Source organism: Anaerococcus octavius, from assembly GCF_900445265.1.
Classification (GTDB): Bacteria; Bacillota; Clostridia; order Tissierellales; family Peptoniphilaceae; genus Anaerococcus; species Anaerococcus octavius.
The window spans coordinates 221,860-235,086 of the sequence record NZ_UFTA01000002.1; the positions used below are offsets into that span (position 1 = coordinate 221,860).

Annotated in this window: 13 protein-coding genes; 11 read left to right on the top strand and 2 right to left on the bottom strand. The window is 31.9% G+C overall.

Annotated elements, in window-relative coordinates; translation table 11 throughout:
• Window positions 1–81 precede the first annotated feature (81 nt).
• On the bottom strand, window positions 82–1,143 hold the full coding sequence (locus tag DY249_RS09290) for an ABC transporter permease (RefSeq protein WP_245943476.1): 1,062 nt from the start codon (window positions 1,141–1,143) through the stop codon (window positions 82–84).
• Window positions 1,058–2,818: an ABC transporter ATP-binding protein gene (locus DY249_RS09240; protein WP_218565041.1), complete on the bottom strand. Its 1,761-nt coding sequence runs from the start codon at window positions 2,816–2,818 to the stop codon at window positions 1,058–1,060. The genes DY249_RS09290 and DY249_RS09240 overlap by 86 nt, the downstream gene beginning before the upstream one ends.
• 86 nt (window positions 2,819–2,904) lie before the next feature.
• Between DY249_RS09240 and DY249_RS01180 the strand changes: the two genes are divergently transcribed.
• The 11 genes from DY249_RS01180 (at window position 2,905) to DY249_RS01230 (ending at window position 13,195) form a co-directional block, all read left to right on the top strand.
• Entirely contained in the window at window positions 2,905–3,972 is a 1,068-nt protein-coding gene (locus DY249_RS01180) for a hypothetical protein (protein WP_115594898.1), read from the top strand.
• Window positions 3,973–4,083: 111 nt separating this feature from the next.
• Complete coding sequence (locus tag DY249_RS01185) at window positions 4,084–5,373, top strand: dicarboxylate/amino acid:cation symporter (protein ID WP_115594899.1); 1,290 nt, start codon at window positions 4,084–4,086, stop codon at window positions 5,371–5,373.
• A 93-nt stretch (window positions 5,374–5,466) separates the two neighbouring features.
• Window positions 5,467–6,624: a nucleotide sugar dehydrogenase gene (locus DY249_RS01190; protein ID WP_115594900.1), complete on the top strand. Its 1,158-nt coding sequence runs from the start codon at window positions 5,467–5,469 to the stop codon at window positions 6,622–6,624.
• A 48-nt stretch (window positions 6,625–6,672) separates the two neighbouring features.
• On the top strand, window positions 6,673–7,362 hold the full coding sequence (locus DY249_RS01195) for a beta/alpha barrel domain-containing protein (RefSeq protein WP_115594901.1): 690 nt from the start codon (window positions 6,673–6,675) through the stop codon (window positions 7,360–7,362).
• 41 nt (window positions 7,363–7,403) lie between these two features.
• On the top strand, window positions 7,404–8,333 hold the full coding sequence (locus DY249_RS01200) for a P1 family peptidase (protein ID WP_115594902.1): 930 nt from the start codon (window positions 7,404–7,406) through the stop codon (window positions 8,331–8,333).
• Window positions 8,334–9,170 carry a hydroxyethylthiazole kinase gene (gene thiM / locus DY249_RS01205; RefSeq protein ID WP_115594903.1) on the top strand — a complete coding sequence of 279 codons (837 nt, stop codon included), beginning with the start codon at window positions 8,334–8,336 and terminating at the stop codon, window positions 9,168–9,170.
• Entirely contained in the window at window positions 9,163–9,861 is a 699-nt protein-coding gene (locus DY249_RS01210) for a thiamine phosphate synthase (RefSeq protein ID WP_115594904.1), read from the top strand. Before thiM ends, DY249_RS01210 begins: the two co-directional genes overlap by 8 nt.
• 103 nt (window positions 9,862–9,964) lie before the next feature.
• Window positions 9,965–10,249 carry a 30S ribosomal protein S6 gene (rpsF, locus tag DY249_RS01215; protein WP_101540939.1) on the top strand — a complete coding sequence of 95 codons (285 nt, stop codon included), beginning with the start codon at window positions 9,965–9,967 and terminating at the stop codon, window positions 10,247–10,249.
• Window positions 10,250–10,252: 3 nt separating this feature from the next.
• The gene (locus tag DY249_RS01220; protein WP_115594905.1) at window positions 10,253–10,801 is read left to right on the top strand and encodes a single-stranded DNA-binding protein; all 549 of its coding nucleotides are present in this window, start codon (window positions 10,253–10,255) and stop codon (window positions 10,799–10,801) included.
• A 20-nt stretch (window positions 10,802–10,821) separates the two neighbouring features.
• On the top strand, window positions 10,822–11,052 hold the full coding sequence (rpsR, locus tag DY249_RS01225; protein WP_044567459.1) for a 30S ribosomal protein S18: 231 nt from the start codon (window positions 10,822–10,824) through the stop codon (window positions 11,050–11,052).
• Between the two features lie 181 nt (window positions 11,053–11,233).
• On the top strand, window positions 11,234–13,195 hold the full coding sequence (locus DY249_RS01230) for a sodium-translocating pyrophosphatase (protein ID WP_115594906.1): 1,962 nt from the start codon (window positions 11,234–11,236) through the stop codon (window positions 13,193–13,195).
• Window positions 13,196–13,227 lie beyond the last annotated feature (32 nt).

Consider the following 13,227-nt stretch of genomic DNA (forward strand, 5'->3'; position numbering starts at 1 on the left):
ATTTAAATTAATTTATGTAAAAAAAAGAGCCAAATAGCTTTGCTACTTAAAAATCTATATTTGGCTCTTTTGCCTTATATTTTATTCCTCCCTAAGTGCCTCGACAGGATCTTTTTTAGCTGCCATGCTTGATGGGATGATTCCAGCTATTAATGTCAAAACTACTGAAATTAAAACCAAAATTCCCGCAGCGTTAACTGGAAGGGTGGATGCTATATAATCTACTCCTGTTAGATTTCTAATTAGATTTGTAATTGGTATATTTAAAATCATAGTAACTCCTATGCCGATTAAACCTGATAATAAACCTATGATAAAGGTTTCAGACATGAAAACTTTTATGATATCTGCCTTGCTAGCACCAATGGATCTTAGGATGCCTATTTCTTTAGTACGTTCTAAAACTGATATATAAGTTATAATTCCTATCATTATTGAAGAAACTACCAAACTTACTCCAACAAAGGCTATTAGCACATAGGAAATAGCATTAATTATATCTGTGATTGATTTTGTTATTAGTCCAATAATATCTGTATAGTTTATTTGCTCGTTTTCACTTTTACCTTGATTGTATTTATCTATTACATTTTTGATATTTTCACGATTTTCAAAGTTTTCTACATAAATGTCTATTTCTGCTGGTGCATCCTTGCTTACAACTCCTAGATCTTCTAAGTTTTTGTTGTAGGAATTTCCAGATAAAAACTCATCGTAAATATCAATTAGAGTATCTTTGTTGTTTTCTTCTAAAATGTATTGGGCAAGTTGGTTTTGTTCTTTAATATCTGCATTTTGCTTATTTTTATCTTGTGCTTGCATAAGGCTTGGATTAATCATAGCTTGCTTTTGCATTTCTCCAGTCTTTTTTTGTGCTTGTTCTGCAATTTTTGGCTTATTTTTAACTATCCAAGTAGAAAAGGCTAAAGAGTCTTTGTCATTTAAATTTTCTAGATAATATTTTGCTGCCTTTTGTTTGTCATCATCATTTTGTGCTTTAAATGGCAGATTATTTAGAATATTTTTGTCTTTGTCTGCTATTTGTGCTTTTACAATTTCAGATGCATTTGCGTGCTCTATCATCATATCGGTTAGACCTTCTGTAAATCCAATAGTACCATTTACAACTTTGATTATCTTCATTAGTTTTTCTTTTTGCTATACCAACTATTTTTGCACTTACGCCATCTTTTACTATTTCATCTACTTTTATTTCATCATCTTTTATGTTTACAAAACTATCACCATTTTTTTCATAGTAATCGGAAGGGGATACTATTTTGTATTCATGGTCTAAAATATCAGATGATTTTATGCCGATTTCATCTAGGTCAACTTTTTCATTATTATCTAGTTTTGCAATAATATTTTTATAGTCTTTTGCTGGCAAAAATCCTAGTTCATACATATGAGATGCTAGGATTTCATTATTATAATCGGTAAATAACACTAGCTCATTGGATTTTCTTGGCCAGTGGCCATCTACTATTTCATATTCATCTGTTATTATTGGGCTAATACTCCCATCATCTTTGCTTATTAATTGAGTGAAATTTTTATTATCTTGGCTAGGCTCAAACATACTAGCAAATTCTGGACGATTATCCTCTTCAAAATCTTCTCCGTTTGTATTTACTAGCTCTCCCTTTGGATCTTTGGTAAATATATCAAAGTTCATATCATAAAGATAGCTAACAAAGTGCGGCCCTACATTTTTATTTAAATCGTCTTTGCTTTTTTCTATATATTTTTTAAAAGGGGTGAGATTATTTTCCTTTACATTTGAAGCCAAATCTGACCTACGATCCAAGATGAAGTTATTGGTGTATATTTTATTGTCCTTGTGGTTTTTCTCTTCGGTTTTTGGTGGTGTTATAAGAGATGATATATTTACTGATTCTTTTTTTACTTGTATGGGATAAGCTTTTAAAGCTTTTCTTTGGCTATCAGCTATAAAATCATTGGCACCAGTAGATATTGATAAAATAAGAGCTATACCGATTATTCCTATAGATCCCGCAAATGCCGTTAAAATTGTTCTTGCCTTTTTAGTTAAAAGATTATTAAAAGAAAGGCTTATAGCTGTAGGCAATCCTAATTTTATTTTTCTTGTTTTAAAATTATCATTTTCATTTATTTCCTTATAAGGGTTGCTATCACCAATTATTTGCCCATCTTTTATGCGAACTATTCTTGTAGAATAAATTTCTGCTAGTTCTGGATTGTGAGTTACCATTATTACTAGGCGATCTTTGGAGATTTCTTTTAATAATTTCATTATCTGCTGGCTAGTTTCCGTATCCAAGGCTCCTGTTGGTTCATCTGCAAGTACTATATCAGGATTATTTACCAAAGCTCTTGCAATGGCAACTCTTTGCATTTGCCCACCAGATAATTCTGAAGGTTTTTTATTAATATGTTTGCCAAGCCCCACTTTTTCTAAGGCTGCTATAGCTTTTTGCTTTCTTTGATCTTTGGAAACTTCAGATAAGGTTAGAGCAAGTTCTACATTTGATAATATATTTTGATGGATAATAAGGTTATATGATTGGAAAACAAAACCTACTGATACATTTCTGTAATAGTCCCAATCATTATCTGTAAAATTTTTAGTTAATTTATTATTTACTAAAAGGTCACCTGAAGTGTAGTGGTCAAGCCCACCTATTATATTTAACAAAGTGGTTTTACCACCTCCTGACTGACCCAAAATAGAGACAAATTCATTTTGCCTAAAAGATATGGAAATATTATCCAAAGCTTTTTGCTCAAAATCTCCAGTCTTGTAAATTTTAGATATATTTTTTAGAGTTAACATTTATGCCTTCTTTCTGTAATCAAAATATTATACCCTTAAAATTTGTCAAAAGTAAAGTAAAATATAATATACTTTAGAGGGCAAATATGGGAGATTTAGTAGTTTATAAAGAAAATCAAATAGATATTATAAATAAAATTACATATTATAAAAAACTTGGTATAAATGCTATTTTGCTAGATCCATTTATAAAATTAGATGAAGAAATTATAGAAAAAGTTCTATATATAAACTTTTTACTTGCAGATAGGAGCATAAAATTATTTGTAAAAATAGATATGAAAAAAATATCTAGCTTACTACTGGACACTAAAGAAGAGGATTTGGCTTGGAATGATCCTAAAATACGCAAGTCTTTTTATCAATTTATTAACTATTTGAAAAAACATGATATAAGTGGACTTTACTTTAGTAATTTTGAAGATTTATTTTTTGAGAATTCAAGTTTTTATCTAAGAGAAATGAGCAAAAATATACTGGCTACGAATGAAATAACTTCTATTGTTGAAGTGGATTCGGATGATTTGAACTATCAAAATTACTTATCCCATGGAAAGAGTGGATTATTCTCATATATTTTTAATAAAAACTTAATTGACAATCAAAATGATTTTTTAGATAGCAAAAAATGCTTATCAGCTATACAGGATAGAAATATAAATCAAATATATACTACAGATAATAATTTAAAAAATTTTACAAATAATAAAAATTTCCCGTTTTTAACTAGCTCTTTACTTGCAGGAGTAAGTTTTCTTTTAAAGGGAGCGATTATTTTAAAAGATTTTGAGGAGCTAGGTATATTTTCATCTTCAAACTACAGCAATGATTATAAAGTTTTAGATCAAACTAATAAAACTTTTGAATTTTATCAAAAACTTATTAAAATAAAAATCCAAAAAGAGACCATTATAGAAGGAAAATACAGGGAAATTTTTGATAAAGATCCTGATATATTCGCCTTTATAAGAACTTTTAAAAATAAGAAAATTATTGTATTCGCAAATTTTACTCAAAAGGAAATTCTTGCTGATATTAGATTTCATTTTATAGATAGAAATGATTTTCACTATTTACTTGGCAATTATGGTAGAAGAAAAATAGTTAAAAATTTATTACTTAGACCTTATGAATTTATAGCCTTTATAAAATGATTTATAAATATATTATATAAGTGAAATATTATATAAAAATATTGTATATTTTATGCTAAAGTGTTAAAATAATATCTGATAGATAAAATATATACAAATCAGGAGGAATATATGCAATTTGTTGCTGTACTAGTGACCCTAGTATTGTTTTATGTACTCTATCAAATGAAAAAGCGTGGTATTTCATTTGGTGGCAGAGTAATAACAGGTACTATTGTAGGTCTTATTTTAGGATTTATTTTTAAAGGCAATACCGAATATGTATCTGTTTTTGGCAGTATTTATGTAAACTTGCTATACGCAATGGTTATACCGCTACTTCTAACTACTATTATAAGAACTATGTTAAATACTGGTTCTCTTACAAAACTTAGATCAGTTGGTCTAAAATCAATTGGAATTTTAAGTTTGCACAATGTAATGGGTTCTATTGTAGGTCTTATTCTAGCAGTTGCTTTTAAAATTGGTCAAGGTGTACATTTTGATGTACCAGTAGATTCAGAAGTTAAGGAAGTGCCAACTGTTAGTGAAACTATTACTAACTTCTTCCCTTCAAATATAGTTTCAAATGCAGCTGAAGGTCAAGTTGTACCGATTATTATATTTTCCGTTTTAGTTGGTGTTGCTACTTTAAAATTAATTGAATCTGGCAAAGAAGAAACTGTTCGTCCTTTTTCTGAATTTATAAATTCTTTTGCAGAAGTTATTTTTAAATTAACAAGTATGATTACAAGCTTAACTCCATATGCAGTGCTTGCTTTAATGACAAATGCTGTTGGTAGAGTGGATTCTACAGCTATTACACCATTTATATTAATTTTGGTATTAAATTATGTAGCATCAGTAATCCACACTTTCCTTGGAACAGGTATCCTTGTTTCTTCATTTGCAAAAGTAAATCCTATAGCGTATTTCAAAAAGGTATGGCCAGTAACAATGATTGGCTTTACAACTCAATCATCAATGGGAGCTATTCCTGCTAATGTTGAAAATCTTACGGAAAAACAAGGTGTTGCTGAAGAAATAGCTTCATTTACAGCTCCACTTGGAGCAACCATGGGCATGCCTGGCTGTGCAGGATTTTGGCCAGTAATGAACGCGATTTTTGTTGCAAATATGATGGGACTTGGCTGGGGAGCAGGAGATTATGTAAAATTAGTTTTAATTGCTCTTTTAGTTTCCCTAGGAACAGTAGGAGTACCAGGAACAGCTACAATTACAACAACAGCATTATTTGCAGCTATGGGATTGCCACTAGAAATGGTAGTACTTCTTGCTCCAATTTCTACACTTGCAGATATGGGCAGAACAGCTACAAATGTAACAGCTGCAAACTCATCAGCACTTATAGTAGCAGCAAGTGAGGATAAATTAAATAGAGAAGTATTTAATAGAGCCTAACAAAAAAATAAAAGCTTGGTTTTTATCAGGCTTTTTTTATTGTAAAAATTAACTTTTCTTGTAAAATAATCTTAACTATTTTAAGGAGAGTTTATGAAAATTTTAGTTTTTGGATTAGGCTATGTGGGACTAGCAAATGCTATTTTACTTAGCCAATCAAACGAAGTCATAGGGATAGAAACAGATGAAGAAAAAATAAATCTGATAAATCAAAGAAAATCTCCCCTAAATGACGAAATGATTATTGATTATTTAAATAATAAAGATTTAGATTTAATAGCTACAAAAAACTATGAGGATCATTTATTAGATAGTGATCTAGCAATTATTGCAGTACCTACAAATTATGATGAAAATACCAGATATTTTGATACAAGCTTTGTAGATGATGTAATAACAAATATAAAAAATGATAATGAAGATTTGCCAATATTAATAAAATCTACGATACCTGTAGGCTATACAAAAGGACAAAGGGAAAAATTTGCCTGCCAAAATATTATATTTTCTCCAGAATTTTTAAGAGAAGGTAAAGCCTTAGCTGATAGTTTAAATCCTTCTAGGATAATTGTTGGCGATAAGACAGATATAGGCAAAAATATAGCTAATCTTTATAAAAAAGAATCTTTAAATGATACAGAGGTTTTATATATGGATTCTACAGAAGCTGAGGCAGTAAAACTTTTTGCAAATACTTATCTAGCTATGAGAGTTTCTTATTTTAATGAACTGGATACTTTTGCAGAAATGAAAGGTCTATCAACAAAAGATATAATTATGGGAGTTTCTGCAGATCCTAGGATAGGAAATTATTATAATAATCCTTCATTTGGCTATGGTGGATATTGCTTGCCAAAAGATAGCAAGCAACTATATGCAAACTTTGAAAATGTACCAAATGCTATGTTTAAAGCTGTGATTGATGCCAATAAAATTAGAAAAACTTATATAAGTGATAGGATTTTAAGAAATGCCCCAAAAACAGTTGGTATATATAGGCTTATAATGAAAAAAGACTCAGATAACTTTAGAAAATCAGCTATTTTTGACGTTATAAATAATATTAAAGACAAAACTAAGGTCCAAATCTACGAACCAAATTTGGATGAAGATTACTTTGAAGGACTAAGAGTAGTCAATGATTTAGCAGAATTTAAAAAATCTGACATCATAGTTGCAAATAGACTTGATCAAGAATTATTAGATGTAAAAGAAAAAGTATATACTAGAGATATTTTTAACAAAGATTGATAAAGCTTATAGCGGGTAAGAATAGAAAGTGAAAAATAGGAGGGCTTTATGAGCGGAAAAAAAGAAAAAAACATACCATTGGTGCACTCAAAGCTCAGAAAATCTTTTGTAAAGGTGCCAGAAGAAGTATATAAGGCGTCTGGAATAATGATATTTGAGAAAAGAATAAAATCATTGCTTTTTACAACAGATTTAGCAATCATAAGAAATTCAAACGCTGATAGCATCATGGCAGTATATCCATATACTCCTCAAAGCACTATATCAAGTGCGATTTTAGATGTAGCAAATGTTCCATGCTTTATAGGTGTTGGAGGTGGGACTACTCAAGGACTTAGATCAAAATATGTAGCAATAGATGCAGAACTTTCTGGTGCATATGGTGTGGTAGTAAACTCACCAATGCCAAATAAAGATATAAAAGAGATTGCAAATTTTATTGATGTGCCAGTTATAGCAACTGTTACTACATTAAAAGATGATTACATAGGTAAAATCCAAGCAGGAGCTGAGATTTTAAATGTATCAGGAGGTAGATATACTGCAGATGTAGTTAAAGAAATAAGAAAAGATATTGGAGATAAATTCCCGATTATTGCAACCGGTGGCAAAACTGGTGAAAGCATTTTAGAAACTATATATGCAGGTGCTAATGCTATTTCTTATACACCACCATCAAGTTCCGAAGTTTTTGGTCAAATGATGGATAAATACAGAAATGAAGATGTTGCCCATTAATCTTTTGACCTCCCAATGGAGGTCTTTTTTTAAGGAGAAATATGTATAAAGGATATATTACAGATATAGATGGTATAAAAGTTGGTCATGCTCAAAATTATGAAGGTGGAACTGGACTTACAGTTTTAATTCCACCAGTAAATAATACTTGTTCTGTAGAAGTAAGAGGTTCAGCTCCAGGAACAAGGGAAACGGATTTATTGGACCCAATAAATACAGTAGAAAGTGTAAATGCTCTTATTTTAAGCGGAGGATCAGCTTATGGACTTGATGCAGCAAGTGGAGTAATGGAAGCTTTAGAAAAAGATGGTTTGGGTCTAGATGTAGGAGTTTGCAAGGTGCCAATAGTATGCCAGGCAGTTTTATTTGACCTAGCCTATAAAAATCCAAAGATAAGACCAGATAGGAATATGGGCATAAAAGCTTACAAAAATGCAAGTACAAGTGAAAATAGCCAAGGGATTATAGGAGCAGGAGCTGGTGCAAGTGTTGGGAAAATTTTAGGTATGGAAGCTTCAATGAAGTCCGGTCTTGGTTCTGCTACAATAATTGAAGGGGATTTAAAAGTAAGCGCTATAGTAGCAGTAAATGCCTTTGGAGATATTTTTGATTATGAAAAAGGAAAGCAAATTGCAGGACCTATAGCCGATGGGAAAATGATGAAAACGACTGATCAAATGGCAAATATAATGTCAGGATTTTCTGAAATAGCAAACAAAAATACAACTATAGGCATAGTATCAACAAATGCAAGTTTTGATAAAACTAAACTTAAAAAAATAGCCCAAATGACTCATGACGGATTTGCAAGATCTATAAATCCAGTCCATACAGCTTTTGATGGAGATACAGTTTTTGCCCTTGCTACAAACGAAGTCAAAGCAGATTTAAATGTAGTCGGAATAATGGCGGCAAATGCTATGAGCCGTGCAATAGCAAATGCCATTTATAGTGTAGAGGAGAAACAGTAAATGGATGAACAAGAATTAAAACAAGGCATAACAAAAGCAGTAGAAGATGTAAGAAAAACTAAGCCGATGGCACCTTCTATTACCAATACTGTAACAGTAAATTTTGTGGCAAATGCACAACTTGCAGTAGGAGGCGCAGCTGCAATGGTTTATTTAGCAGATGAAGCTGAGGCTATAGCATCCATTTCTCAATCCTTTTATGTAAACTTAGGCACTATGTTTGATTTTTATATGGACACTTTAGAACCTTTATCTGATTATTTACATGAAAATAATCATAAATGGGTTCTAGATCCTGTTGCGGCGGGACTTGGTCAAATGAGAAGCCAAGCTATAGATTATTTTAAAGATAAAACTCCTACTATAATTAGGGCAAATTCAACAGAAATACTTACCATAGCAGAAATGTGGGGATTAGCTAGTAACAGTAAGACAAAAATAAGAGGTGTAGAGGCAGAAGATGAAGTAGAAGAAGCAAAAGATGCAGCCATTGCCATAGCTAGCTACACTGGAGGAGTAGTAGTAGTTTCTGGGAAAGTAGACTTAATTACAGATGGCAAAGTCATAGTTCACTCATATGGAGGATCAGAAATGATGGAAAATATTACTGGGGCTGGTTGCTCACTAGCAGGAGTATGTGCGATTTATGAATGTGTAACAGATTCTCTAACAGCAGCTGTTACAGCAAGTCAAATTTATAATCTAGCAGGAAAAATTGCAAGCAAGAAAGCTAACGGACCAGGTAGTTTTGAAAGTGAATTCCTAGATTGTTTGTATAATTTAAGTAGTGAAGATATTGCAAATAATAAATTTGAAATTGAGGAATTAGATGTATAATAGAAATAATTTTGATATAAGTAAATATTTTATTGCAGGTCCTGAAAATACCCTAGACCGTAATGTAGAAAAAATAATAGAAGCTGTAATAGAAGAAGGATTTACCTTTATACAAATTAGATCAAAAGTAGCAAGTGCTAGAGAACTGATAGATCTTTGTGTAAAAACATCAGACATTATTAAAAAATTAAACAAAGAAGATCAAGTATCACTTGTAGTAAATGATAGATTAGATATAGTTCTTGCAGCTCGTGAACTAGGAGCAAAAGTAGATGGCATCCATGTTGGACAAACAGATATACCTGTAGAAGTTTGTAGAAAATATTTAGGTGAAGATTCCGTTATAGGTCTATCAGCAAGAACTGAAGATTTAATTGATTATGTAAAAGCTAAAGATACTACAGATATTGACTATTTTGGTGCAGGTCCTCTTAGACCTTCTACTTCAAAACCAGATTGTGGATTAGATGATAATGGAGAAATAATAACAAGAAGTTTTGAGGAGATAAAAATATTAAAAGAATCATCAAATATACCAGTGGTCTTAGGTGGTGGAGTAAAAATATTTGATCTTAAAGATTTAGCTGATACAGGCGTAGATGGATTTTTTCTAATATCAGCCATTTCACAAGCTGATGATCCAAGGCTTGCTGCTAGAAATATATGCAAAGAATGGGAAAAAAGTATCTGAAAGTAAATATTGACTTAAACGACTAATAGTAGTAAAATGTATCAGTAAACACTCTACTCCGCGAGAAATTAACGGGGTCATAGACCATAGGGAGGTGAAAAATATGAATAACTACGAAGCAGTTTTAATTTTCAAAGCTGATATGCAAGATGCAGATAGAACTGCACTATTAGAAAGATTTAAAACAATTATTTCTGAAAATGGTGAAGTAACTGATGTAGATGACTGGGGCAAAAGAAGATTAGCTTACGAAATTAATGATCTTAAAGAAGGTTATTACTATATCGTAAACTTTAAGTCACAACCAGATCATATCAGCGAATTTGAAAGAAGACTTAGACTTTCAGATTTCATAATCAGATACATGGTTATCAGAAAAGAGGACTAATCAATGAATCGAGTAACACTTATAGGAAGACTAGTACGCGATCCGGAACTAAGATATACTCAATCAAACCAATCAGTTGCAAACTTTACTCTAGCCGTAGATAGACGTATGAGTAGAGAAAAGAAACAAGAAGCAGAATCTCAAAATCGTCCAACAGCTGATTTCATTCGCATAAATGTATGGGGTCCTCAAGCTGTTAATTGTGAAAGATATTTAAGAAAAGGAAGTCAATGTGCTGTTGAAGGTAGAATCCAAACAGGATCTTACCAAGACAGAGAAACTGGCAAAACAGTCTATACTACAGATATTGTTGCAGATAATGTAGAGTTTTTAGGATCTCGTTCAGATAATCAAGGTTCTTCAAACTATAATCAAAATTATGGCGATAACCAAGATTATGGTAACGATAATTACTCACAAACTGGTTATCAAAACAACAATTCTTATAACAATAACTCATATAATCAAAACCAAGCTGGCTTTGATAGTAATGATGATTTCTTTGATGATGATTTCACTGAAATAGAAGATGATGGAAGGATTCCGTTCTAAAATACTAAGAAAGGAATATCATGGCTCAAAATAGAAGATTTAGACCAAGAAAAAAAGTTGATCCATTTGTAAAAGATCCATCAAAAGTGATTGATTACAAAGATACTGAAACTTTAAAAAGATTTATTTCTGATAGAGGAAAAATCTTACCAAGAAGAGTAACAGGTCTTAATGCAAAACACCAAAGAGAAGTAACACGTGCTATTAAACGTGCTCGCCAAGTTGCATTATTACCATATGAAGAAAATTAATAATTAGACAATAAATATACAAACAAATTCAATAAGCGATAAATAGGACGCTAAAAGTTAATGCAGACTTGCATCTCTTTGGCGTCCTTTTATTATAAAAAATTCTTTAATTTGATTTATAATTGTAATATCTGAAATTAATATTACAATATAAATATAAAAAACTATATAAGGAGGACATATGTCTGTAGAGATTTTATCTTTAATAGTAGCAATACTAGCAATTCTTTTTATGATTATTACAATCACAAAAAAGATTAATCCATTATCAGCTGGTAATGATCGTATGCTACAAATCTCAAGCTATATCAGAGATGGTGCAATGACATTTCTAAAAAGAGAGTACAAATACATTGCAATTTTTGTCGTTATAGTAGCAATTTTATTAGCAATATTTTTAAACGTTAAGATTATGCTTTGTTATCTACTAGGCTCTATTCTTTCTATGCTAGCAGGTTATATAGGAATGAAAGTTTCTACTGCTTCTAATGTTAGATGTGCAAACCAAGCTTATGAAGATGGAGAAGATGGTGCTCTAAAAGTAGCATTTTCAGGTGGATCTGTAATGGGTATGGCTGTAACAGGTCTTGGATTTATAGGAATTATTTTAACCTACCTTTACTATAAAGACCCAACTATCCTTATGGGATATTCACTAGGTGCTTCATCAGTTGCACTTTTTGCTAGAGTTGGTGGTGGTATCTACACAAAAGCTGCTGACCTTGGTGCTGATCTTGTAGGTAAAGTAGAAGCAGGAATCCCAGAAGATGACCCAAGAAACCCTGCAGTTATTGCTGATAATGTAGGAGATAATGTTGGGGACGTTGCTGGCATGGGAGCTGATTTATTCGAATCTTATTCTGGAGCTATCATTTCAGCTATGACACTTGGTACAGTTTACTTTGAACAAGCAGGATTACAATTTACATTATTCTTAGCAGCTATAGGTATTGCTGCATCAATACTTGCATCAATCATATTCTTAGCTGGAAAACATGCTAACCCACAAAAGGCATTAATGAATACCCTATACATTTCAGGCGCTATAGTATTAATCGGTTCATTAATATTATCAAACAAATACTTTGATAGCTACAGTGCAGCATTTGCAGTAATCACTGGACTTATAGCAGGTATCTTAATAGGTTTATTAACAGAGGTTTATACTTCAGATAAATATAAACACGTAAAATACATTACAAAAGAATCATCAACAGGTGTTGCTACAAACATTATTGCTGGTCTTTCAACAGGAATGTTATCGACTGTATTCCCAATCCTTGTTATTGCTATTGCAATCATAGTTGCCTTTAACCTAATGGGAGTATATGGTATTGCTCTTGCAGCAGTAGGTATGCTTTCAATTACAGGAACAACAGTAACAGTGGATGCTTACGGTCCTATAACAGACAACGCTGGTGGTATTGCAGAAATGAGCTATCTACCAGAAAAAGTTCGTGATATTACAGATGGACTAGATTCTATTGGTAATACAACAGCAGCCATCGGTAAAGGATTTGCGATTGGATCTGCAGCACTTACTGCACTTTCATTATTTATTACTTATTCAGAATCAATTAATCTAGAAGAAATATCAATTTTAGATAGCAAAGTAGTAGCAGGTATGTTTATCGGTGGTATGCTACCATTCCTATTCTCAGCATTGACAATGAACTCAGTAGGAAAAGCAGCAAGCCAAATGATCGAAGAAGTTAGAAGACAGTTTAAATCAGATGAGAAAATCTTAGCTGGTGAAAAAGAACCAGACTATGCTAACTGCATAAACATTTCTACAACAGCATCACTAAAAGAAATGATTATTCCAGGAATACTTGCAATAATAGTTCCAATCGCAGTAGGATTAATCCTTGGACCTTATGCTTTAGGTGGATTATTAGCAGGAGCTCTTGTAGCTGGTGTAATGATGGCAATCTTTATGTCAAACGCTGGTGGTGCTTGGGATAATGCTAAAAAATACATCGAATCTGGTGTAGAAGGTGGTAAAGGATCTGATGCTCACAAAGCAGCAGTAGTAGGGGATACAGTAGGTGATCCATTTAAAGATACATCAGGACCATCACTAAATATCCTTATCAAACTAATGACAATAGTTTCTGTAGTATTTGCAGGATTATTTATCTAATACATGAAAATGAAAACAGAGGGAAATCCCTC

What these genes read in the sequence shown, in the direction of transcription:
- DY249_RS01220 (WP_115594905.1), top strand. Translation starts at nt 10,253, where the DNA reads ATGAATCGAGTAACACTTATAGGAAGACTAGTACGCGATCCGGAACTA.
- DY249_RS01230 (WP_115594906.1), top strand. Translation starts at nt 11,234, where the DNA reads ATGTCTGTAGAGATTTTATCTTTAATAGTAGCAATACTAGCAATTCTT.
- DY249_RS01210 (WP_115594904.1), top strand. Translation starts at nt 9,163, where the DNA reads ATGTATAATAGAAATAATTTTGATATAAGTAAATATTTTATTGCAGGT.
- DY249_RS01190 (WP_115594900.1), top strand. Translation starts at nt 5,467, where the DNA reads ATGAAAATTTTAGTTTTTGGATTAGGCTATGTGGGACTAGCAAATGCT.
- DY249_RS01195 (WP_115594901.1), top strand. Translation starts at nt 6,673, where the DNA reads ATGAGCGGAAAAAAAGAAAAAAACATACCATTGGTGCACTCAAAGCTC.
- DY249_RS09240 (WP_218565041.1), bottom strand. Translation starts at nt 2,818, where the DNA reads ATGTTAACTCTAAAAAATATATCTAAAATTTACAAGACTGGAGATTTT.
- DY249_RS01180 (WP_115594898.1), top strand. Translation starts at nt 2,905, where the DNA reads ATGGGAGATTTAGTAGTTTATAAAGAAAATCAAATAGATATTATAAAT.
- rpsR (WP_044567459.1), top strand. Translation starts at nt 10,822, where the DNA reads ATGGCTCAAAATAGAAGATTTAGACCAAGAAAAAAAGTTGATCCATTT.
- DY249_RS09290 (WP_245943476.1), bottom strand. Translation starts at nt 1,143, where the DNA reads ATGAAGATAATCAAAGTTGTAAATGGTACTATTGGATTTACAGAAGGT.
- thiM (WP_115594903.1), top strand. Translation starts at nt 8,334, where the DNA reads ATGGATGAACAAGAATTAAAACAAGGCATAACAAAAGCAGTAGAAGAT.
- DY249_RS01185 (WP_115594899.1), top strand. Translation starts at nt 4,084, where the DNA reads ATGCAATTTGTTGCTGTACTAGTGACCCTAGTATTGTTTTATGTACTC.
- DY249_RS01200 (WP_115594902.1), top strand. Translation starts at nt 7,404, where the DNA reads ATGTATAAAGGATATATTACAGATATAGATGGTATAAAAGTTGGTCAT.
- rpsF (WP_101540939.1), top strand. Translation starts at nt 9,965, where the DNA reads ATGAATAACTACGAAGCAGTTTTAATTTTCAAAGCTGATATGCAAGAT.